General features: G+C 64.7%; 22 protein-coding genes. 6 read left to right on the top strand and 16 right to left on the bottom strand.

The window, feature by feature from the left end:
* Nucleotides 1-19: 19 nt before the first annotated feature.
* The 4 genes from M1D78_RS03255 (at nucleotide 20) to M1D78_RS03270 (ending at nucleotide 2,630) form a co-directional block, all read left to right on the top strand.
* The gene (locus tag M1D78_RS03255) at nucleotides 20-667 is read left to right on the top strand and encodes a retropepsin-like aspartic protease family protein (RefSeq protein WP_437422004.1); all 648 of its coding nucleotides are present in this window, start codon (nucleotides 20-22) and stop codon (nucleotides 665-667) included.
* 144 nt (nucleotides 668-811) lie between these two features.
* Nucleotides 812-1,429, top strand: coding sequence for a GTP cyclohydrolase II (gene ribA / locus M1D78_RS03260; protein WP_437422003.1), 618 nt, complete (start codon nucleotides 812-814; stop codon nucleotides 1,427-1,429).
* Nucleotides 1,426-1,833, top strand: a complete 408-nt coding sequence (locus tag M1D78_RS03265; protein WP_437422002.1) for a hypothetical protein — start codon at nucleotides 1,426-1,428, stop codon at nucleotides 1,831-1,833. The genes ribA and M1D78_RS03265 overlap by 4 nt, the downstream gene beginning before the upstream one ends.
* Nucleotides 1,830-2,630: a cobalamin-binding protein gene (locus M1D78_RS03270; protein ID WP_437422001.1), complete on the top strand. Its 801-nt coding sequence runs from the start codon at nucleotides 1,830-1,832 to the stop codon at nucleotides 2,628-2,630. The genes M1D78_RS03265 and M1D78_RS03270 overlap by 4 nt, the downstream gene beginning before the upstream one ends.
* Here the strand turns inward: M1D78_RS03270 and dxs are convergent.
* The 5 genes from dxs to cadR form a co-directional block, all read right to left on the bottom strand.
* Entirely contained in the window at nucleotides 2,627-4,534 is a 1,908-nt protein-coding gene (gene dxs / locus M1D78_RS03275; RefSeq protein ID WP_437422000.1) for a 1-deoxy-D-xylulose-5-phosphate synthase, read from the bottom strand. The two genes, M1D78_RS03270 and dxs, sit on opposite strands and share 4 nt — an antisense overlap.
* Nucleotides 4,535-4,628: 94 nt before the next feature.
* Nucleotides 4,629-5,516 (bottom strand): polyprenyl synthetase family protein, encoded by an 888-nt coding sequence (locus tag M1D78_RS03280; RefSeq protein ID WP_437421999.1) that lies wholly within the window; start codon nucleotides 5,514-5,516, stop codon nucleotides 4,629-4,631.
* A complete protein-coding gene (locus M1D78_RS03285) occupies nucleotides 5,513-5,755 on the bottom strand; it encodes an exodeoxyribonuclease VII small subunit (protein ID WP_437421998.1) in 243 nt (80 codons plus the stop codon). Before M1D78_RS03285 ends, M1D78_RS03280 begins: the two co-directional genes overlap by 4 nt.
* A 93-nt stretch (nucleotides 5,756-5,848) precedes the next feature.
* Nucleotides 5,849-6,634 (bottom strand): sulfite exporter TauE/SafE family protein, encoded by a 786-nt coding sequence (locus M1D78_RS03290; protein WP_437421997.1) that lies wholly within the window; start codon nucleotides 6,632-6,634, stop codon nucleotides 5,849-5,851.
* Nucleotides 6,635-6,741: 107 nt separating this feature from the next.
* The gene (gene cadR, locus M1D78_RS03295) at nucleotides 6,742-7,146 is read right to left on the bottom strand and encodes a Cd(II)/Pb(II)-responsive transcriptional regulator (protein WP_437422499.1); all 405 of its coding nucleotides are present in this window, start codon (nucleotides 7,144-7,146) and stop codon (nucleotides 6,742-6,744) included.
* Nucleotides 7,147-7,229: 83 nt separating this feature from the next.
* Between cadR and M1D78_RS03300 the strand changes: the two genes are divergently transcribed.
* Nucleotides 7,230-7,844 (top strand): cation transporter, encoded by a 615-nt coding sequence (locus M1D78_RS03300; protein WP_437421996.1) that lies wholly within the window; start codon nucleotides 7,230-7,232, stop codon nucleotides 7,842-7,844.
* Here the strand turns inward: M1D78_RS03300 and M1D78_RS03305 are convergent.
* Nucleotides 7,841-8,851 (bottom strand): SDR family oxidoreductase, encoded by a 1,011-nt coding sequence (locus tag M1D78_RS03305; RefSeq protein WP_437421995.1) that lies wholly within the window; start codon nucleotides 8,849-8,851, stop codon nucleotides 7,841-7,843. The genes M1D78_RS03300 and M1D78_RS03305 overlap by 4 nt on opposite strands.
* A gap of 96 nt (nucleotides 8,852-8,947) precedes the next feature.
* Complete coding sequence (rloA3, locus tag M1D78_RS03310) at nucleotides 8,948-9,469, bottom strand: retropepsin-like aspartic peptidase RloA3 (protein WP_437421994.1); 522 nt, start codon at nucleotides 9,467-9,469, stop codon at nucleotides 8,948-8,950.
* 300 nt (nucleotides 9,470-9,769) lie between these two features.
* Between rloA3 and M1D78_RS03315 the strand changes: the two genes are divergently transcribed.
* Nucleotides 9,770-10,651 carry a manganese catalase family protein gene (locus M1D78_RS03315; protein WP_437421993.1) on the top strand — a complete coding sequence of 294 codons (882 nt, stop codon included), beginning with the start codon at nucleotides 9,770-9,772 and terminating at the stop codon, nucleotides 10,649-10,651.
* Nucleotides 10,652-10,760: 109 nt separating this feature from the next.
* Here the strand turns inward: M1D78_RS03315 and M1D78_RS03320 are convergent, their stop codons facing one another.
* The 9 genes from M1D78_RS03320 to galB form a co-directional block, all read right to left on the bottom strand.
* The gene (locus M1D78_RS03320) at nucleotides 10,761-13,022 is read right to left on the bottom strand and encodes an MHYT domain-containing protein (protein WP_437421992.1); all 2,262 of its coding nucleotides are present in this window, start codon (nucleotides 13,020-13,022) and stop codon (nucleotides 10,761-10,763) included.
* A gap of 267 nt (nucleotides 13,023-13,289) precedes the next feature.
* Nucleotides 13,290-14,543, bottom strand: coding sequence for an OprD family porin (locus tag M1D78_RS03325; protein ID WP_437421991.1), 1,254 nt, complete (start codon nucleotides 14,541-14,543; stop codon nucleotides 13,290-13,292).
* A 95-nt stretch (nucleotides 14,544-14,638) separates the two neighbouring features.
* Nucleotides 14,639-15,961, bottom strand: coding sequence for a TRAP transporter large permease (locus tag M1D78_RS03330; RefSeq protein WP_457932860.1), 1,323 nt, complete (start codon nucleotides 15,959-15,961; stop codon nucleotides 14,639-14,641).
* Complete coding sequence (locus M1D78_RS03335) at nucleotides 15,958-16,485, bottom strand: TRAP transporter small permease (protein ID WP_437422525.1); 528 nt, start codon at nucleotides 16,483-16,485, stop codon at nucleotides 15,958-15,960. The genes M1D78_RS03330 and M1D78_RS03335 overlap by 4 nt, the downstream gene beginning before the upstream one ends.
* A 51-nt stretch (nucleotides 16,486-16,536) precedes the next feature.
* Entirely contained in the window at nucleotides 16,537-17,580 is a 1,044-nt protein-coding gene (locus M1D78_RS03340) for a TRAP transporter substrate-binding protein (RefSeq protein WP_437422526.1), read from the bottom strand.
* 206 nt (nucleotides 17,581-17,786) lie between these two features.
* Entirely contained in the window at nucleotides 17,787-18,677 is an 891-nt protein-coding gene (locus M1D78_RS03345; RefSeq protein ID WP_437422527.1) for an NAD(P)-dependent oxidoreductase, read from the bottom strand.
* A 12-nt stretch (nucleotides 18,678-18,689) separates the two neighbouring features.
* Nucleotides 18,690-19,811 carry a 4-oxalomesaconate tautomerase gene (locus M1D78_RS03350; RefSeq protein ID WP_437422528.1) on the bottom strand — a complete coding sequence of 374 codons (1,122 nt, stop codon included), beginning with the start codon at nucleotides 19,809-19,811 and terminating at the stop codon, nucleotides 18,690-18,692.
* Between the two features lies 1 nt (nucleotide 19,812).
* Entirely contained in the window at nucleotides 19,813-20,529 is a 717-nt protein-coding gene (locus tag M1D78_RS03355; RefSeq protein ID WP_437422529.1) for a 4-carboxy-4-hydroxy-2-oxoadipate aldolase/oxaloacetate decarboxylase, read from the bottom strand.
* On the bottom strand, nucleotides 20,526-21,260 hold the full coding sequence (gene galB / locus M1D78_RS03360) for a 4-oxalmesaconate hydratase (protein ID WP_437422530.1): 735 nt from the start codon (nucleotides 21,258-21,260) through the stop codon (nucleotides 20,526-20,528). The genes M1D78_RS03355 and galB overlap by 4 nt, the downstream gene beginning before the upstream one ends.
* Nucleotides 21,261-21,295 lie beyond the last annotated feature (35 nt).

Here is a 21,295-nt window from a genome sequence, read left to right on the forward strand (position 1 = left end):
CCGTTTAAGGAACCTACCCATGCGCCCGCTCTCCCTCGTTTGCGCTGTCGTGCTTATGCTGCTGTCCGGCGCCCCCCACGCCGCGCCGCGTGTCCAAGTGGTGGGGCTCTTTCCTGGCGCGGTAGTACTCAACGTCGATGGGCAACGCAAATTGGTGCGGGTTGGCCAGGTCGGCCCTGGCGGAGTCATGGTTGTCAGCGCCGACGCGACGGGCGCGGTGCTGCGGCTCGACGGTGACGAGCGGCGCTATGGCCTGTCGCGCGAACTGAGCACGGGCTTCGCTGAACCGAGCCGTGCGCAGATGAGCGTGGCCAAGGGGCAGGGCGGCCACTATTGGGTGGCGGGCTCGATCAACGGGCAATCGGTGCAGTTCCTCGTGGACACGGGCGCGACGTCGGTCGCGATCAACGAGATCCAGGCACGCCGCTTGGGCATCGACTACCGCGTCAACGGCCGGCCCATCGTGGTCGGCACGGCGAGCGGCACGGCCAAGGCCTGGCGGGTGAACCTCAACAGCGTGAAGCTCGGCGCGATCGACGTCCTGGGTGTCGAAGCCGTTGTCATCGAAGGCGCTGCTCCGACCGATGCCCTGCTTGGCATGAGCTTTCTGAATCGCGTCAGTTGGCGGGAAGAGCAGGGCGTGTTGAAGATCGAGTCGAAAATCTAGCCGAGGCGTCAAGGTCACTCGGAGGTTACGGGCGCACGGCAGCCGGGCTTCTCACCAGCGTCCATTCGTGCGCTCAACGTGGGCTCACCGGTCGGGGGACGCTGCTGTTACAATATCCGCTTTTCCGCTTCTGGAGTCTCTCCGGTGTCTGTCGTGTTCGTCGCTGCTTCCAAACTGCCGACACCGTTCGGTGTGTTTACCATGCATGGCTTTCTTGACCAGGACACTGGCAAGGAGCATGTCGTTCTGACGATGGGCGATGTGGCCGATGGCAAGCCAGTGCTTGGGCGGTTGCATTCGGAGTGCCTGACCGGCGATGCGCTGTTCAGCCTGCGCTGCGATTGCGGCTTCCAGCTGGAAGCGGCGTTGCGCGCGATTGCCGATGAAGGCCGCGGTGCCTTGCTCTACCTGCGCCAGGAGGGTCGCGGGATCGGGTTGCTGAACAAGATCCGCGCCTACGAATTGCAGGATGCTGGCGCTGATACTGTCGAGGCCAATGAGCGTCTGGGGTTCGCGCCAGACATGCGTGACTACGGCATCTGCCTGCCAATGCTCGAACATCTGGGCATCGCCGAAATCAAGCTGATGACCAACAACCCGCGCAAGGTCAAGGCGTTGCAAGGCTTTGGTATTCGCGTCGCCGAGCGCCGGCCGCTCGAGATCGCACACAACCCCTACAACCGCAAATATCTGGCAACCAAGGCCGGCAAGCTGGGCCACATGCTTGGCGAGATCCACCAGGGCGAAGCCGAACAGTCGTGACCCGCGAAGCGCGGCGCCGGCAGCTGGCGCGTGATGGCTGGCTGCAGGCGATGGCGATGATCGTGCCGGCGTTGGTCCTGGGGCGGCTCGAACCACTGGACGAGCGTTTCGGCCTGCCATTGTTCTTTGTCGGGCTTTTTACTCTCTTTCCCAGTCTGGCGCGCTTTCGCGCTTACAAGCATGGTCTGATCCATCTCGAATCGGTCATGGGCAGCGATGCCGAGCCCGGTGGCTGGGACGCGCTGCGTCGGGTTCGCCGGCGCGCGCTCATGGTCGCCTCGTTGCCCGCCTGGGTTGCGGCGATCGGGGCGCTGTTCGGCCTCGACGAAGTCCCACGCACCTTGTTGGTGGCGGGCAGCCTGGCTCTGCTGGTGCTCTATCGGGTGCCGAGGCAACTGGCGTGATTCGCCTCTGGCTCGGATTGCTGTTCTGTCTTGCCGGGCCTGCGCTCGCCGTCGAGCGGGTGGTGAGCCTGGCGCCGTCGCTCAGCGAAATCATGCTGGAGCTTGGCGCCGCGGACTTGCTCGTTGGCGTGCTGGATGGCGGCGAGCGGCCTGCAGCGTTAGCGAAAGTGCCTTCGGTTGGCCGCATCGGCCAGCTGGAAATGGAAAGGCTGTTGGCCCTGCAACCGACGCTGGTGCTGTTATGGCCGGACAGCATCAGCCGGGCGCAGCGCGAGCAGTTGGCACAATTCCGCATTCCTGTACTCGTCGCCGACCCCGCCTCGCTGGACGAATTGGCTCGGCAGTTCGCACGGATCGGCCAGCGTATCGGGCGCGTCGAAAAAGGGCGCGAGCTCAAGCAGCGATTCAATGCCGGCTTGGCTGACCTGCGCGAGCGCTACGGGCGGGCGCGGCCGGTTTCGGTGTTTTACCAGGTGTGGAATCGCCCGCTGTACACGCTCGGCGGTACGCAGATCGTCAGTGATGCGATCGGCGTGTGCGGCGGCCGGAACGTATTCGATGACCTGAGTCTGCCAGCCCCACAGGTGAGTGTGGAGTCGGTCCTGTCGCGCGATCCTGAGGTGATCCTCGCGGGCAGTGGTGCCCAGCTGGCCGAGTGGCACGCCTGGCCCCAGCTGGCTGCAGTACGCAAGGGGCAGCTCTGGGAGGTGCCTGACAAGGGGCTGGAGCGTCCGAGCTTCCAGATGCTGGGGGCAATCGAGAAGCTCTGCCAGGTGATGGCCGGCGCCGAAGCTTAGGCGATTCGGGCCGGATCGAGGATGGCGAGGCGCGTGCGGACGGCCGCTTCGATACCGCCGGCGTCCAGGCCGCATTCGCGTAGCATTTCGCTGGGCTTGGCGTGCTCGACGTAATAGTCCGGCAGGCCTAGGTGCAAGGTCGGTGTGAGCAGGCCATCGGCCGCAAGCTGTTCGCTCACTGCGCTGCCGGCGCCTCCCATGATGCTGTTTTCCTCGACGGTAACCAGCAGCCGATGGCGGGTGGCCAGGTCGCGCACCAGCGCCTCGTCCAGCGGTTTAACGAAGCGCATGTCGACAACGGTGGCGTCCAGCGCATCCCCCACCTTGAGTGCTTCGGCCAGTTGCACGCCGAAGACCAGCAGCGCGACCTCCTGGCCTTCGCGACGCACTACGCCCTTGCCAATTTCCAGCGGTTCGAGACCGGGCTCAATCGCTGCGTTCGGGCCGTTGCCGCGCGGATAGCGCACCGCGGCGGGGCCTTCGTAGTGGTAGCCCGTGGTAAGCATCCGGCGCATCTCGTTCTCATCGCTCGGCGTCATCACCAGCATGCCTGGGATGCAACGCAGGTAGGAGAGGTCGAAGCTGCCAGCGTGGGTCGGGCCGTCTTCGCCGACCAGCCCGGCGCGGTCGATGGCGAACAACACGTCGAGATTCTGCACCGCGACGTCATGGATCAGTTGGTCGTAGGCGCGCTGCAGGAAGGTCGAGTAGATCGCCACGACGGGCTTGGCGCCTTCACAAGCCATGCCGGCCGCAAGCGTCACGGCGTGCTGCTCGGCTATCGCGACATCGAAGTAGCGGTCGGGGTAGCGTTCGCTGAAGGCGACCAGGTCCGAGCCTTCCTTCATCGCCGGCGTGATGCCGGTGAGACGCGGGTCCGCCTCGGCCATGTCGCACAGCCATTGGCCAAAAACGTTGGAGTATTTCGGGCCGCTGGGCTTCTTTGGCGCGACCGGGGCGCCCGCCGGTTCGAGTTTGCTGATCGCGTGCCAGGTGATGGGATCGATCTCTGCCGGGGCGAAGCCCTTGCCCTTCTTTGTCACCACATGCAAGAACTGCGGGCCGGATAGGTCGCGCATGTTGCGCAGCGTCGCGATCAAAGTCGGCAGGTCGTGGCCGTCGATCGGGCCGATGTAGTTCCAGCCAAGCTCCTCGAACAGCGTGCCGGGGACCAGCATGCCCTTGGCATACTCCTCGGTTCGCCGTGCGATCTCCCAGGCGCCGGGTAGGCGCGACAGCACCTTCTTGCTGCCCTCGCGCATGCTCGAATAGGTGCGGCTGGAAAGGATCTTCGCCAAGTAGTTCGACAGCCCGCCCACATTGCGCGAGATCGACATGTCGTTGTCGTTCAGCACCACGAGCATGTCCGCCCCGACTTCCGGGGCATGGTTCAGCGCCTCGAAGGCCATGCCGGCGGTGAGCGCGCCGTCACCGATCACAGCGATCGACTTGCGCTTCTTACCCTGCAGGCGCGCCGCGATCGCCATGCCCAGTGCGGCGCTGATGGAGGTGCTGGAATGCCCAACGCCAAAGGTGTCGTACTCGCTTTCGCTGCGTCGCGGGAAGGCGGCGAGGCCGTCCTTCTGACGCAGACTTTCCATGCGCTCACGGCGCCCGGTGAGAATTTTGTGCGGGTACGCCTGGTGGCCCACGTCCCAGACCAGACGGTCCTTCGGCGTGTCGTAAACGTAGTGCAGCGCGATGGTCAGCTCGATCACGCCAAGCCCGGCACCGAAGTGGCCACCCGTACGCCCCACGCTGTAGAGCAGGTCCTGGCGCAATTCATCGGCGAGTGCTTCAAGTTCCGCCTCGCCCAGCCGGCGCAACCGCTCTGGTGTGGCTGCACGGTCTAGAACGGGCGTCGCAGGGCGCACCCGAGGAATCTCATGGAACGTCTTGGGCATCAGGCGAATCGTTTTAATTGGAAAAAGAGCCGCAGTTTAACTGATGGTTACAGCGAGAAGAACGACCCATATGCCAACGGTGACGCCCGGCCGCTCAGCTACGCCGTTCGACAATGAACTGGGCGAGGGCACGCAACGGCTCGGCGCTGGCCTGAAACGGCTCAACGGCGTCAATGGCCAGGTTGCGCAACTCGAGTGCGTAGCGTTTGGCATCGCCCATGCCCAACAGCGAGGGATAGGTGGGTTTGTCGCGGGCGATATCGGCACCCTGGTGCTTGCCGAGCGTCGCGGTATCACTTTCCACGTCGAGGATATCGTCCTGCACCTGGAAGGCCAGGCCGACGGCTTGCGCGTACTGTTGCAGCGCGGCGAGCGTTTTGGAGTCGGCGCGGCCGCTGGCGAGTGCGCCAAGTCGGACGCTCGCTTCGATGAGCGCGCCGGTCTTGTGACGGTGCATCCGTTCAAGTGCGGCGCGGTCGAGTTTCAGGCCGACCGAGCCCAGGTCGATGGCCTGGCCGCCGACCATGCCGGCCGGGCCTGCAGCGCGGGCGAGGCTGGTGAACATGTCCAGGCGCAGGGCTGAATCCTGGGGGTTGTGCGCAGCGGCGGCGAGCGCTTCGAAAGCCAGACTTTGCAAACCATCGCCGGCCAGAATCGCGCAGGCTTCGTCGAATGCCTTATGGGTAGTGGGCTGGCCGCGGCGCAGGTCGTCGTCATCCATCGCTGGCAAGTCATCGTGAACCAGCGAGTAGGCGTGGATGAGCTCGACCGCACAGGCGGCGCCATCCGCCTCGTCCAGATTGCCTTCCAGCGCTTCGCAGGCGGCATACACCAGCAGCGGGCGCACGCGCTTGCCGCCGTTCATGACGCTGTAGCGCATGGCCTGGTACAGGCGTTCGAGTTGGGGATGCGGCGGGACGAAAAGCGTATCGAGGCAGCGGTCGACGCGTTGCTGGCAGCGTTTTTGGTAGTCGGCAATCATGCGTCTGGGTCCGCCTCGAAGGGGACTTCCTGCAGCTTGCCGTCACGCTCGAGCAGCATCTGGACCTTTTGCTCGGCCTGGCTGAGCGCCGCCTGGCATTCGCGGGTCAGGCCGATGCCCTGTTCGAAGCAGGTCAGCGAGTCCTCCAGCGAGAGTTCGCCGCTTTCTAGACGCTCGACAAGCTGTTGCAGCTCGGCGAGGGATTGTTCGAAATCGAGGGCGACTTTCTTGCGGGCCATGGCGGAAGCGGGTCTCTGGGCTGCTCTGGAACGGTCGCGACACTAGCAGAGCTCAGCCGCATACGCCATAAGCCACACGGGCAGCTTGGGCGTTCACTGCCCAAGCGGTAGCGGCCAATAGAGCGCCTGAAAGTAATAGAGCGTCATGCCTGAACCGACCAGGATCACGAATCGGCGAAGCCAGACCGCTGGCAGCCTTTTGCTCAGCGCACCGCCGGCATAGCCGCCCAGGGTGGTCCCGATCAGAAGGATGGCCAGTTCATGGCCGCTCACCCGGCCGGCAATGACGAAAGTGGCCGTAGCCACGCTGTAGATCACCGCTGAGATCAGGTTTTTCAGCGCGTTGGCGCGAACGAGCTGGTGACCCTCGATGGAAAAGGCGGCCAGCTGGAGGATGCCCATCCCTGCGCCAAAGTAGCCACCGTAGATCGAGACCAGCCCATGCGCAGCCAGTGACGCCGGGGCATGCGGCGGCACACTGTTGCCTTCCTTGCGCCGCGCCGCGAGCCAGCGGCTCAGCCAGGGGCTCGCGGCGAACAGTGCGGTGGCAAGCAGCAAGAGCCAGGGAATCAGCATGCTGAAGACCGCATCACCACCAGCGAGAAGCAGGAGGCCGCCCAGCAGCCCGCCTGCGAGGCCGGCCAGCAGTAAGGGAATCAGATAGCGCCCAAGCGGGCGCAGCGCCGAGCGAGCTGCCCAGGCGGCTGCCAGGCTCGCCGGCCAGAGCGCGACGGCGTTGGTGGCATTGGCCGTGACTGGCGGCAAGCCCGTGGCGAGTAGTGCAGGAAACGAAAAGAAGGTGCCGCCGCCGGCGAGGGCATTCATGCCACCGGCGGCAAACCCGGCGAGGATAAGCAACAACATGTCGAACAGAGGCATTGGGGCGGCTCGCGCAGAAGCGGGAGGCGCAGGGTAGCCAAGCGATGCGCTGCCAGCCAAGCACACCCTGCGCGGCACGCCTGAACTCTGGCCGGTTTGTCGCCTGTCTAGCCGGGTGGTTGGCCGGCGCTCAGTTCGTTGAGGATGCCGCAGCCTTGTATCGCGTGCTCTCCGCTGCAGGCGTTGCGCAGCGTCTGCAACTGACGCTCCAGGGCGTGTAGGCTTTCGAGCCGGGCGCGAACGCGTTCGAGTTGTTCGTCGATCAGCAGGTTGATGTCGCCGCAACTGGCGCCGGGGTGCGTGGAGAATTCCAGCAAGCGGCGGATGTCGGCCAGGCCGATGTCCAATGCCCTGCAGTGGCGGATGAACGTCAGCTGCGCCAGCTGCCTATCGTCGTAGGCGCGGTAGCCATTGGCGCCACGTTGCGGTGGCGGCATCAGGCCGATCTTTTCGTAGTAGCGGATGGTTTCGACGTCCACGTCCGCTGCGGTACTCAGCTCGCCGATGCGCATCACGATTTCTCCGATCCGGGGCTTGACCCTGGAGCGACTCCAGGGTGTGCAATCTGGCGGACTATAGTCGAGGAGGGTGCTTCATGTCGTCCAAATGCTGTGATTCGGGGTGCGCCACGCCAGCTGTCGGGCCTGCGTTCCGCAAGGCGCTGTGGGTGGCACTGGTGATCAACTTGGCGATGTTCGGCGTCGAAATCGTTAGCGGCCTGCGCTCGGGGTCGGTCTCGCTGCTGGCCGATGCCATCGATTTCGCTGGCGACGCAGCCAACTACGCCATCTCCCTCGTAGTGCTGTCGATGGGGCTGGTCTGGCGTGCGCGCGCGGCGTTGCTCAAGGGCGTGACCATGCTCGGATTCGGCGTGTTCGTGCTGGCGCGCGCGGGATGGTCGCTGCACGCCGGCGTGCTGCCCGAACCCCTGACCATGGGCGTGATCGGCACGCTGGCGTTGCTGGCCAACGTGGCCGTAGCGCTGATGCTGTATGCCTTTCGCGAGGGTGATGCGAATATGCGCTCCGTCTGGCTGTGCAGCCGAAACGACGCGCTGGGTAACCTCGCGGTGATGGGCGCGGCGGCCGGCGTGTTCGGTACGGGCTCCAGCTGGCCGGACCTTGCCGTGGCGCTGGTGATGGCTGGGCTCGCGTTGTCCGCAGGCTATGCGGTGATCCGTCAAGCGCGTCAGGAGTTGCGCACGGCCTAGTACCGATCGCGCCGTGCGATCGAGGCGACAAGCGCCACCGCCCCGGCCGTCACCGCAGCCAGGCCGGCAACGGCCAGCTTGCCCACTGTCTCGCTGCTGAGCGCCGTGGCGTGGTGCTTGACCCCGTCATCGAAACGTCCGTCGACGCGATGCAGACCCTCGACCGGCTCGAAGAGGTTGTCTGGCTGATCGCGATGAGCCGGCTCGTCCGTCATCTGCCCGTCCCAGGCCTGCTTGGCCATCATCCGGTCGAGCAGGCCAGGCATGAACAGATTGCCGATGATCGCCTTGAACGAGGCGCCCCCCAGCCAAAGTTCTCGGGGCGCCTCCCTAGCGGCACGCAGGATGGCGCGCGCGGCGACTTCCGGCGTATGGATCGGCGGGACCGGCTGCGGGCGCCGGCTCATCTTGTTGCGTGACCAGTCGAATTGCGGCGTGTTGTGCGCCGGCAGCTGCACCATGGTCAGGCGCACCTGGCTCCGGTCATGGAGCAGCTCGCAGCGCAGCGAATCGGTGAAGCCGCGGATGGCGAATTTTGCCGCGCAATAGGCCGATTGCAGCGGGATGGCCCGGTAGGACAGGGCCGAGCCGACTTGCACGATGGTGCCGCGATCGCGAGGGCGCATGTGCCGTAATGCGGCCAGGGTGCCGTGGACGAAGCCCAGGTAGGTGACCTCGGTGACCCGTTTGTATTCCGCGGCGCTTATCTTCTGCACGGGGCCGAATACGGTGGCCATCGCGGCGTTCACCCATACCTCGATCGGCCCCAGTTCGGTCTCGATCCGATCAGCGGCGTGGTCGATTGCCTCGGCGTCGGCCACGTCCGCAGCAATCGCCAGGGTCGTTGCGCCCAGGGCGTGCAGTTCGGCTTCCGTATCGGCCAAGCCCGCCGTGCCGCGCGCGATCAGGGCAACGCGATAACCGTTGCGGGCGAAGAGGAGGGCGGTCGCTCGGCCTACGCCCGCGGTGGCTCCACAGATGACGGCGGTCGGTTGGCGGTCGTGCATGGCAAGCTCCTGGCGAAGGGTATGTTTCGCATCAGAGCTGCCTCACCGCCGTTCTGGTTCCCGATGGGGTGCAATCCGACGATGGATGACCCGGGCTCAGCCCGCCTTGCAGCTTGGCTCGCGGGTAAAGGTCCGCGCGGCGTCGACGGGCCCGACGTTTTCAAGCAGGCGGCGGCCGATGAGCACCGGGTAGTTCATCTTGTCGCGGTCGTTCAGCGAGAACTGCGCTTCATGGATGCGGTTGCCCAAGCACACCTTCATCATCACGACGGGCCGTTCTTCAGCGCCGCCCGCACCGCGGACTTTGATTGTCCGCACGACCTTGCGCTCCAGCCGTGTCTCGACTTCCTTGTCGCGCTCGATGTCCTCGAGCTCCAGGGTGAAGCGCACCCAGTCGTCGCCGTCCCGTTCGAAGCGCTCGATGTTCTCGGCGTGCATGGACGAGGTGAGCGCCCCGGTGTCGAGCTTGAATTTGACGCGAGTTTTTTCCGGCATGACTAGGCCTTCTTCAATCCAGCCCAGCGTCTCACGGGTGTCGGCCAGCGCAGACATGGCGCCAATGGAGGCAAGCAACAAGGCGGCGAGACAGGGCAGGCGGGGCGAGATCAAACGGGGCATGGTGGCACCTGAACGGTCGGAATTGACAGTAGATGCCCACAACTGGCAGACGTTCCGCTCGCTCACCTTTGCTAAGCCTAACCGCGTACTCGTGGAGTGGACGGGCGGTGCAGACCCAGGCTCGGAGCAAACATTCCATTGCCATGCACGATGCCGTGCATAGGCAAATTCAATCGGACAGCCATCCAGTTCGACGATCCACCTTACAGGGCGGGCGGCTTGCCGAGAGGCAGGCAGCAGCCCGCGCAGAAGTTCAAGGAGGCATTCACTTAGGGAAGTCCACACGTTAAGAGGTGAACTATGTTCGTCCATAACAAACGGCTTCAATACACCGTGCGAGTGGCTGGGCCCAACCCGGGCCTGGCCAACCTGATGCTGGAGCAATTCGGCGGCCCGCAAGGCGAGCTCGCCGCAGCCATGCGCTATTTTACCCAGGGCGTCGCCGAGGATGACCCAGGTCGTAAGGACATGTTGATGGACATCGCCACCGAGGAGCTCAGCCACCTCGAAGTGATCGGCTCCATCGTCGGCATGCTCAACAAGGGCGCCAAGGGCCAGATGGCAGAGGGGGTCGAAGAGGAGGCCGAGCTTTATCGCTCGCTGACCGGCAACGGCAATGACTCGCATATCACCTCCCTGCTGTACGGTGGCGGCGTGCCGTTGATCAACTCAGGTGGGGTGCCTTGGACTGCGGCCTACGTCGACACCATCGGCGAGCCCACCGCGGACCTGCGCTCGAACATCGCTGCCGAGGCGCGCGCCAAGATCGTCTACGAACGGCTGATCAACGTGACCGACGATCCAGGCATCAAGGATGCGCTGAAGTTCTTGATGACCCGGGAGATCGCTCACCAGAAGTCCTTCGAGAAGGCGCTGCACTCCATTCAGCCCAACTTTCCGCAAGGCAAGCTGCCGGGCGAGCCGCAATACGCCAACGTCTACTACAACCTTTCCCAGGGTGAAGGCGACCTGCGCGGGCCGTGGAACCAGGGCCCGGAATGGGAGTTCGTCGAGACACCACAGCCGGCAGTGGACGGTGGCGACGGCAAGCCAACCGTGAAGCTGCCCAAGGAACAGGAAAAGATCGTGCAGCAAATGGCGGTGCGGACCCAGTCCGACATTTCCGCCGACCCCATGACCGGTGCCGATCTCGGCTCTGGCGAGGCGCTAAAGAAGGGCTAAGCCTTACGTAAGGTCACACGGAGCCGATGCGACTGAGGTCGTATCGGCTCCGTGCCTTGCCGGCGTATTCACCTGGCCCATCCCTGGTTCATCCCCCCGTTCAATTACGTCAGCGGCGTGTGTGCAGCGGCACCACGACGTTCGCATTCGAGCGGCCAAGCGTTTCATACAGCGCGGCAGTGAGTGACTGTTGAGTGAAGGGCTTTGCCAGCGTATGCAGCCGGCGACCTTCCTCCGTCAGCTCGGCGAAGCCGCTGACCAGCAAGATTGGCAGGTTCGGCCGCTCGGCCTGGACGATTCTTGCGAGCTGCGTGCCGGTCATGCCGGGCATCATTTGATCGGTGATCAGCAGGTCGAATGCTCGCGGTTGGCGAAGCCGTTCCAGTGCCGCCTCGCCGCTGTCCACTGCCATGACGCGATGCCCAAGATCCTCGAGCAGTGCGGTGGTGTTGGCGAGCACCAGCGGGTCATCGTCCACCACGAGCACGGCGAGGGCCGGGATGGGCGCCGGTGAGACCTCGGCCGGTTCGGGGGCGGCAGTAGCCGGGGCCTGAGCGACACCCATCGGTAGCCACAGCTCGATCGTCGTGCCCTCACCCAGCGTGCTGTCGATTACCAGGCGACCACCGGATTGTTCAGCCAACCCGTGCGCCATCGACAGGCCGAGGCCTGTCCCCGCGCCGGGGCCTTTGGTCGTGTAAAACGGCTCGGTCGCCCGGCTCGCTGTTTCAGGGCTCATGCCCGTACCGGTGTCATGCACGATCAGGGCGACGAATTCCTGGGTCGGCCGCTCACCGGTACGCATCTGCCCTTCGATGCAGATGCTGCCGCCATTCGGCATCGCATCGCGGGCATTGACCACCAGGTTGATCAGCACCATCTCCAGCTGATTCGCGTCGACATAGGCTGGCGGCAAACCGAGCGGGAATCGCGTATCGATGCTGATATTGGCCGTGACCGAGCGCTGCAGCAATTCACGCATGTTCAGCACCACGTCATGCAGCAGGACGGAGCTGGGGTTGAGGTCCTGCTTGCGGGCGAACGCCAGCATCCGTTGCACCAGGCCAGCGCCTCGCTGCGTGGCGAGCAGGGCGTTTTCGATCAGGCTACCGGCACGCGGACCCGTGTCGCTCGGCAAGCGTTTGCGCAGCAGTTCGAGGTTGCCGCCAATTACGGCGAGCAGATTGTTGAAATCATGCGCGATGCCCCCGGTGAGCTTGCCGATCGCCTCGAGCTTTTGGGCTTGGCGAAGGGCCGCTTCGGCGTGCCGGCGCTCGGTGATGTTCACTAGCCCGCCGATGATGATCGGGCCACCGGTAGTGTGCTCGAGCCGGGTGGAGGCGAGTACGTCGATGAACGCGCCGGCGCGGGCCACGAGACGGTACTCGGCATCGAGGCACTCGCCGCGTTCGAGCAATTGAGGCCAATCCTGAGTGAGCAATTGGCGAGCGGAACGCTCGGTCATGAAGTTGATCAGCGGGCGGCCAAGGACGTCCTCTCGTCGATACCCCAAGAGGGCGAGCCAGGCATCGCTGACCGACTCCAGACGCCCTTCCTGGTCCAGCGCATGCAGGGGTAGGGGCGTCTTGCTGTAGAGCTCGCGAAAACGCGCCTCGCTCTGACGCAAGGCTGCGGCCTCTCGCTCGCTAATCGCGGCCATGCGCCTGTCATGCATCGAAGCGGCCAGTCCGAAGAACAGCACGATGAAGGTCAACCCCGCAACCGACAGGGCCAGCGTCAATAGGTCGAGGCCGCTACCGGGCGGTGCGGGCATGGCGTCGTGCAGCGGTGTAAAGCGTGCGCCGGCCATCGCCGTGTAGTGCATGCCGGACACGGCGAACCCCATCGCCACAGCCGATACCGCTTGCAGCATCAGCCGCCGGCCCTGGGCGGACAGCCAGAGTGCAACGGTGGCTGCACCGATGGCGATCAGAAAGGAAATGGCCACCCACAGCCGGTCGTAGGACAGTTCGGCATGCATCGTCATGGCGGCCATGCCCATGTAATGCATCGAACCGATCCCCAGCCCCATGAACAGCCCTCCCACGCTTAGCGTCCGGCGATTCACGCCCTGATGGCTCACGGCGAAGAAGCTGATGGCCGTTACGGCGATTGGCACCACTAGCGACCATAGTGTCAGCGCCAGGTCGTATCGGATTTCCATGCCAGGCATGCCGAACGCGAGCATCCCGACGAAGTGCATCGACCAGATGCTGCCGCCCATCGAGACGGCCGCCGAGCACAGCCAGGCATTGTGAATCCAGCCGGTCGAGGCGCGTGCGCGGCTGGCCAGGTCGAGCGCCGTGAAGGAGCCAGCGATGGCGATGAGAATGGACAGGCTCACCAAGGCCATGTTGTAGGTGGTAGGCATCATCAGCTCCGTACTGGCTTGCGAGGCTGTCGCGTTATTACTTAGACGATTCGCGCAGAGGCGCCAGGTTCCCTCATCTGCCGGCGGTGCTCGGACTTTGTGATGGGCGTGACATTAGATGACCGCGCCACCGAATGTTTACGGCGACGGCCTTGCAGTTGGGCTTTAGCGCGCAGGCATAAATAAAAAAAGGCCCGTCATCGACGGGCCAAACGAGCATCACGCGCAGGAGAGGGCGCGTATGAAGGGAGCAGCGGTGACGCGGTTTTACAGGATCGACAACGGGTACTGGATGATGAGGCGGTTCTCGTCCAGGTCTCGGGTGTTGACCTCGGAGCGGTAGCTCGAGTTACGCCACTTGAGGTTGAGGTTCTTTGCCGGGCCGCTCTGGATGGTGTACGCCAGTTCGGTTTCGCGGCCCCACTCTTCGGCGTCGTCTGTGGTGGCAGTGCGGATGTTGTCGCCGCTGATGTAACGGTTCATCAGGGTCAGGCCGGGGATGCCGACGGCGGCGAAGTTGTAGTCGTGGCGCAGCTGCCAGGAGCGCTCTTCGGCATACTCGTAACTGTTGTTGAAGCTGTCGTTGGCGAGGGTGCCGCCGCTGGTGCCATTGACGCGCATCCAGGTGTCGCCGCTGATCTTCTGCAGGCCGACGTAGAAGGTGTTGCCGCCGGTCCTGAGGCCGAACAGGCCGGAGTAGGTCTTGTTGTCCAGGTTGCCGGCACGCGCGCTGCCGTCGTCCTCGCCCTGGAAATAGCCAATGTTGGCGGTCAGGGCCAGGTCGTCGCCCAGCGGCTGCACGTGCAGCAACTGTACGTATTGCTGCTCGTAGACGTCCTTCAGCTCCGCGGTCCAGAGGCCGACGGTGGTGCGCTTGTCGTTGAAGGCGTACTCGCCGCCGACGAAATTGAAGCGATCGGAGGTGCCACCGGCGAAGCTCATGTCTTCCATGCTGGCGTCGTCGCGCGGGCTGTTCTGGCGGAACTGGCCGCCGTAGAGCGTCAGGCCGTCGATTTCCTTGGAGGTGACCATGCCGCCCCGGAAGGTCTGCGGCAGCGAGCGGCCGTCGTCCGAGCGCAGGATCGGCAGCACCGGCATCATCTCGCCGACCTTCAGCTCGGTGTTGGAGAACTTGGCCTTGGCGGCGACACCGAAGCGGCCGTAGTCATCGGCCGGGCGGCCGTCAGTATGGCGCGGCAGCAGGGCGGTGCCGTAGGTGCCGCGGCCGCCGTCGAGCTTGACGGAAAGCCCCGCCAGCACGTCGACACCGAAGCCGACCGGGCCCGGGGTGTAGCCGGACTGAACGTTGAGGATGAAACTCTGGGTCCATTCTTCGGCCTTGGAGCGGTCGTCGATCGCGTCGTCGCGGAACTCGCGGCCGATGTAGAAGTTGCGCGCGGTGACGCTTGCCTTGGTGTCGTTGATAAAGCCTTCGGCGTGGGCCAGCGGCGCGCTGCTGGCGGCGACGGCAAGGGCGAGCAGGCTCGGGGCGGTCAGTTGCTGGAGGGTTGGACGCTTCATTGTTGTTGTTTCCCTTTTTGTTGGTGAAGGTGTCGAAGGTGCCCGGCCGCGGTTCGGTGCCATGGCCGGGCGTGTTGCAGCCGCGGGTGCGGTAATCAATTCAGCCAGCGCACCAGGCACAGCGTGATAGACGGGAAGAGCACCAGGATCACCACGCGCACCACGTCGGAGATCAGGAAGGGCACCACGCCGCGGAAGGCGTCGCGCAGGCTCACGTCGCGGGCCATGCTGCTGATCACGTAGACGTTCATGCCCACCGGCGGAGTGATCATGCCGATCTCCACCACCATCAAGGCGAGGATGCCAAACCAGATGGCCTTCTCGGTCTGATCCAGGCCGTAGAAATCCAGGCCCATGATCAGCGGGAAGAAGATCGGGATGGTCAGCAGGATCATCGACATGGTGTCCATCACGCAGCCGAGGATCAGGTACAGGATCAGGATCCCGGCAAGCACCACGAAGGGCCCGACGCCGCTGTTGGTAATGGCCTCGGCCAGCGCCACCGGCAACTGCGAGAGGGCGAGGAAGGCGTTCATGATGTCGGCGCCGAGCAGGATCATGAAGATCATCGCGGTGGTCACCGCCGTACCGTAGAGCACCTCCTTGAACTGGCCCCAGCGCATGCCGCCGAGCACCACGGCAAAGAAGCCGGTGCCCACAGTGCCGATCGCCGCCGCCTCGGTGGGGGTGAACCAGCCGCTGTAGATACCACCGAGCACCAGCACGAAGATCAGGAACACCGGCCACACGCCGCGCTGCGCGGCCAGGCGCTGGCGCCAGGTCATCCGGGGTTGAGCGGGGCCGGCGTCGGGGTTCATCCGCACGTAGACGGCGATGGCGATCATGTAGCCGATGGCGGCGAGAACCCCCGGAATGAACGCGGCCATGAACAGCGCCGAGATGTTCTCCTGCGCGAGGATGGCGTAGATCACCAATACCACCGACGGCGGGATGAGGATGCCCAGAGTGCCGCCGGCGGCCAGGCAGCCGACGGCCAGCGAGCCGGAGTAGTTGTACTTCTTCAGCTCCGGAAGGGCGACTTGGCCCATGGTCGCCGCGGTGGCGATCGACGAGCCGCAGACCGCGCCGAACGCCGCGCAGGAGCCGACCGCCGACATGGCGAGGCCGCCGCGCCAGTGACCTATCATCGCCGCCGCCGCGCGGAACAGGCCGCTGGCAAGGCCGCCGCGCGAGGCGAACTGGCCCATCAGCAGAAACAGCGGAATCACCGACAGGTCGTAGACCGTGAAGCGCGCGTAGGCAACCGTTTTCAGGTAGCTCAACAGCGGCGCCCAGCCGCTGATCGCGACGTAGCCACCGACACCCGTCAGCAGCATGGCGATGGCGATCGGGATGCGCACCACCAGGAGAACCAGAAGGATGGCGAGAAACAGCCCGCCGATTTCAACACTGCTCATGCGGGCTTGCCCTCACCACGAAAATCCTGCCAGGCGGTGTACAACGCCACCACCGCCAACAACGCAAAGCCCGGCGCAAAGGCGGTCATCGACCACCAGATCGGCAAGCCCATGATGATCGACTCCTCGCCGGTGCCGTAGGCATCGAGCGTGCCGATCACCGAGCGCCAAGCCAAGAGCGCGGCGGCCAGTGCCATCAGCACCCCGCCGAGCGCATCCAGACCCCGGCGCACGCCCTCGGGCGCATGCAGGGTGAAGACATCGACAATGACGTTGCCGCGGCGCAACTGGCACAGCGGCAGGAAGAAGACGATGGCGATGCCGCAGCCCATCTGCACCAGCTCGACATCGCCAAGCAGCGGCTCATCGAACAAGGCGCGCATGGCGATGCTGTAGGTGGCCATTAGCGTCATGGCAACCAGCAACAGGCCACCGACGAAGGCCAACAGGCGCGACAACAGGTCGAGCAGGCGGCCGAACGCACCTTCAGGCAAGGCAGGCGCCTGGAGTACGGGTTCACTCATGGGGATCTCCGCAGGGCTGCGCGCCGGAGAACCCGGCGCGGCCTCGATAGATTACTGGCTGTACTTCTTGACCAAGTCGCGGGCGTCCTGGAGCAGGGCGGCACCGTTGTCGTAGCCCTTGCCCTCGACTTCCTCGATCCAGTCCTTGTCCAGTCGCTCGGCAACCTTCATCCACTTTTGCTGCTCGTCAGCGGGCAGCACGTAGATTTCGTTGCCTTGCTTCTTGGCCAGGGCATGGCCGGTCTCGACCACCTGGGTGTCGAACAGGCGACCCGCCTGGCGGGACAAGGCCAGCCCGCTGTTGTCGTCGATGATCTTTTTCAGGTCGTCAGGAAGCTTGTCGTACACCGCTGGGTTCATCGCAATAATGATGGTGGTGTACATCAGCGCCGGCTGATCAGCGGCCATCTCGGTGTGGTAGTTCACCAGCTCGTGTAACTTGAGTGCGGGGACTACGTCCCACGGCACGATGGCGCCATCGACCACGCCCTTTGACAGGGCTTCAGGAATCTGTGGCACCGGCATGGCCACCGGGGTGCCGCCGAGCAACGCGATCAGCTTGGTCGAGGTGCGGTTGGCGGCGCGGATCTTCTTGCCGCGGAAGTCCGCCATCTTCTTGATCGGCTTGCTGGTGGTGTGGATCAGCGCGCCATCGGTCACGTGCGTGGCCAGCAGGTGCATGCCCTCGAATTCCTTCTGCCCGTGCTTCTGCACGAACTCCCACATCGCCTGGCTGCTGGCTTCGGCGGAGCGGCTCATGAACGGCTGTTCGAAGGCGGAAATCAGCGGGAAGCGGCCACTGTTGTAGCCAGGCAGCGCCCAGATGATGTCGGCGACGCCGTCACGCACCTGGTCGACCAGTTGCGGTGGGGTCCCGCCGAGCTGCATCGACGGATAGAACTGGAACTGGATTCGACCGTCCGACTCCTCGGTGATCTTCTTTGCCCACGGTTCCAGCAGGTTCGCCTGGGTGACGGAGTGGGCGGGCAGTTGGTGATGGATCTTCAGCGTCACTTCCGGGTCGGCCGCCTGGGCGGCTTGGCCGATGGTGGTGGCAACGACGAGCGCAAGCAATCTCTTGGACCAGTTGGACATTGCGATTTCCTTTTGTTGTTGTTTTTGAATCTTCCCGATGCGGGCCTCGCCCGTCGTTCAGACCCGGCCCTGCGGGACGGCGCGATGCGCAGCCCTGCAGTACCGCTAAGTGTTCGGTTCCGATGGTGTCACGCAGCCTTTATCGTCGAACAATTCATAACAGCGGAGCGGCCATGCTTTCTGTTTATGCACGTCGGCAGGCTGCTTTAGCCGTCATGCAGCCTGGCGTCGAGCTCGGTCCAGTCGAACGGTTCGAGGTCTGCGTAGCGCAACCCTAGCGCGGCGATCGCCTCGACCAGTCCGCGCTGGGTCTGCACGATGGCCTCGCTCATGTGAGGTTCGAGCCCGGCGGCACGCACGGTCTCGGCAACTTCCTCCATTTCCTCGGCGCGCCGGCGGCCGTGTTCGGCAACCCGGCTAATGAGATAGTGCGGCAGGTCGCCGTCCCAGCCCATCGAGGGAAAGCTCTTGTGCAGCGAGGCCAGGACTTCGGACTCCGCGCCGTAGTGGCGAGCGGTGCGCAGGCTTTCGGTGGTCAGGGCCTCGAGACCCTTGATCATCACACTGCGGCACATCTTGATCGCCGAGGCGACGCCGACCTGCTCAGACACCACGCGGGTAGCGAAACCGAGCGCGTTGAGTTCAGCCGAGAGTTCGACCGCCGCGGCGCCACCAAGCAGGATGGGTGTTTTCAACCGTTGCGGCGGCACGGGCGCCATGACCGCGGCGTCAATGTACCCGGCGCCGCCGGCCTCAATGCCTTCAGCGGCAGCCTGCTTGGTGGCCGGCGCGACCGAATTGATGTCCATGAAAAGCTGGCCTGGCTGCAGTGCCGCTGCAGCGGTTGTCGCCACGGCCAGCGCATTGCCGGCGGTGACTGCGCTGATCACCAGCGGCACGCCGCTCACTGCCTCGGCGGCGCTATCACACAATCTGACGCCGAGCCGTTCGGCCTTGGCGACCAGTTCGTCTCGGGCGGACGGATCGTCCAGAAGACGGTCGTAGACCTGAACTGCAAGGCCTAGCTTGGCTAGATCCTGCGCGAGAATGCCGCCGGCTTCGCCGAAACCGATCAGCCCGATGGCGTTGAGCTTCATGCGATGACCTCCTCAGTTCGTTTGGTCGCGGTCCGACGGTTCACTGCTTGACCGAACGTGGCCCGACCACACCCTGCCAGGGACGCAGACTACGCCGTCGAATAACAGTCGCGCCGTGCGCACCAAGCCGCAGCCAGCCAATTGACCATTCAGCAGACGCAGCTCGACAGTGAATTCCCCGGTGGGGTGTTCGACAGACAGCCGCCTGCGGCTGCCTGAGCCGGCCTGGGCAATCGCGGCGGCTACTGACCCTTCGACCAGGCAAGCGCTGGCCGCACTCACCGCGCCGAACACGCCGATCGACGCGTGGCAGCGGTGCGGGATGAAGGTGCGGGTACTGATGGCGCCGCCCTCACGCGGCGGCGCGACCAGGCACATCTTCGGTACAGTGCGCGTGCTGACGTCGCCCAGGTTCATCCGTGGGCCGGCCTGCAGGCGGATCGATTCCACGCGTGCCTTGAGCTCGGCGTTCGCGTTCAGCGCGTCGGGCGCCTCATAGCCGCTGATGCCGAGATCCTCAGCGCGCAGCAGTACTACCGGCATGCCGTTATCGATGCAGGTCACCTCGACGCCATCGAAGGTGTCGGACGGATTGCCAGTCGGCAGCAGGGCGCCGCAGCTGGAGCCGGCGACGTCCTCGAACTCGATCACCAGCGGTGCGGCGCCGCCCGGTACGCCGTCGATGAGGGTGTCGCCGTCATAGCGGACGGCACCATTCGGTGTCGGCACGTGCGCCACGGCGATCTGGCCGGTGTTTTCCATGAAAATGCGCACGGGCGTCTCGTCGCCGCGCACCGCCACCAAGCCGCGCTCGATGGCAAAGGGGCCGACACCGGCGAGGATATTGCCGCAGTTCTGGCCGTAGTCCACGCGCGGCTCGGCGACTACCACCTGGGCGAACAGGTAGTCGACGTCGGCATCGTCACGCCTGGACGGGCGGATGATGGCGACCTTGCTGGTCAGCGAGTCGGCACCGCCAATGCCGTCAATCTGCCGCGCATCGGGCGAGCCCATGACGGCGAGCAGCACGGCATCACGCTGGACCGGGTCGTCCGGCAGATCCGATGCGAGGAAATAGGCACCCTTGGAGGTGCCTCCCCGCATCTGCAAACAGGGGATGCGGGTCTGGCGCATATCAGCTTTCCAGCTCGTCGAGGTGGTCGACGTAGCGCAGGCCCTTTTCCGCCAAGCGCGGGCGCATGTTGTAGATGTCCAGGCCCAGTTCACCCTTGGACAGGCGAATGCGCTTGGCTTCCTCGGCGTCGGCGCGCTTGCGCGTGGCGTCAACCACCTGGGCGACTTCGCCACGGCGTACCACGACCACGCCATCATCGTCGGCAACGACCACATCGCCCGGGTTAATCAATTGCCCACCGCAGATCAGCGGCAGGTTCACCGAGCCGAGGGTTTCCTTCACGGTGCCTTGGGCATTGACCGCCGCGGACCACACCGGGAAGCCCATCTCACGCAGCGTGTGGGTGTCGCGCACGCCCGCATCGATCACCAGCGCGCGAACGGCACGGGCCTTGAGCGAGGTGGCGAGCAAGTCGCCGAAATAGCCGTCAGTGCAAGGCGAGCTCGGCGCAACGACCAGCAGATCGCCGGGGCGGCACTGTTCGACCGCGACGTGGAACATCCAGTTGTCGCCGGGCGCAACCAGCACGGTGATGGCCGAGCCGGCCAGCGAGACGCTCTGCTGGATCGGGCGGATGTTCGACGCGAGCAGACCCTTGCGGCCTTGAGCCTCGTGTACGGTGGCGACGCCGTAGCGCCCCAGCTCGTCGATCAGATTACGCTCGGCGCGCTCGATGTTGCGTACCACCACGCCGGTTTTGCCGATCAGCCCGCTCATGCCAGGTTCTCCGTGACGCGTGGGAAGACGCTCTGGAAGCCTTCCGCATAGATGATGTTCTTGCTGGCGGTGATGCCGATGTTGCGCTTGGCCTGCACGCCGCGCTGCAGGGCGACGCGGGTGTAGTACTCCCAGAGGTGCTCCTGGCCGGCCATGCACTGGATGGCGGCGTACTTCTTGTCCCAGACGTCGGTGATGTCGAGGAAGGTGTCCGGGCGCCACTCGCACTGCTCGGGCTGATGCGGCTCGAATGCATAGACCGGCGGCGCGGCGACGATCTTCTCGCCCGGCTTGTAGCCTTCGGCTTGGGCGATGATGCGGGCCTCCTGCGTCAGGTTCATGGCCAGCGGATGGTCGTAGTTGTAGGGGTCCTTCATCGAGTGGCTGAGGACGAATTCCGGCTGTACGCGGCGGAACACATCGGCCAGGCGGAACAGCACGTCGGTGTCGGCGCGCATCGGGTAGTCGCCGATGTCGAAGAACTCAACGCTGGCACCCAGAATGTCAGCAGCGGCTTGGGCTTCCTGGCGACGGGCCGTCTTGACCTTCTCTTCGGTCATCTCGCCCTTGCGCCACAGCTTGGCGGATTCGCCCCGCTCGCCGAAGGACAGGCAAACGATGTGCATGGCATAGCCTTGCTGGACGTGCTTGGCGATGGCGCCGCCGGCACGCCAGACGAAATCGGCCGAATGTGCGCTGACGACGAGGGCGGTTTTTTGTTGTTGCGACATGGTGAGTGGCTCCTCTTAGAGTGCGAAAAGCATGT

The organism is Pseudomonas sp. SA195, assembly GCF_054131565.1.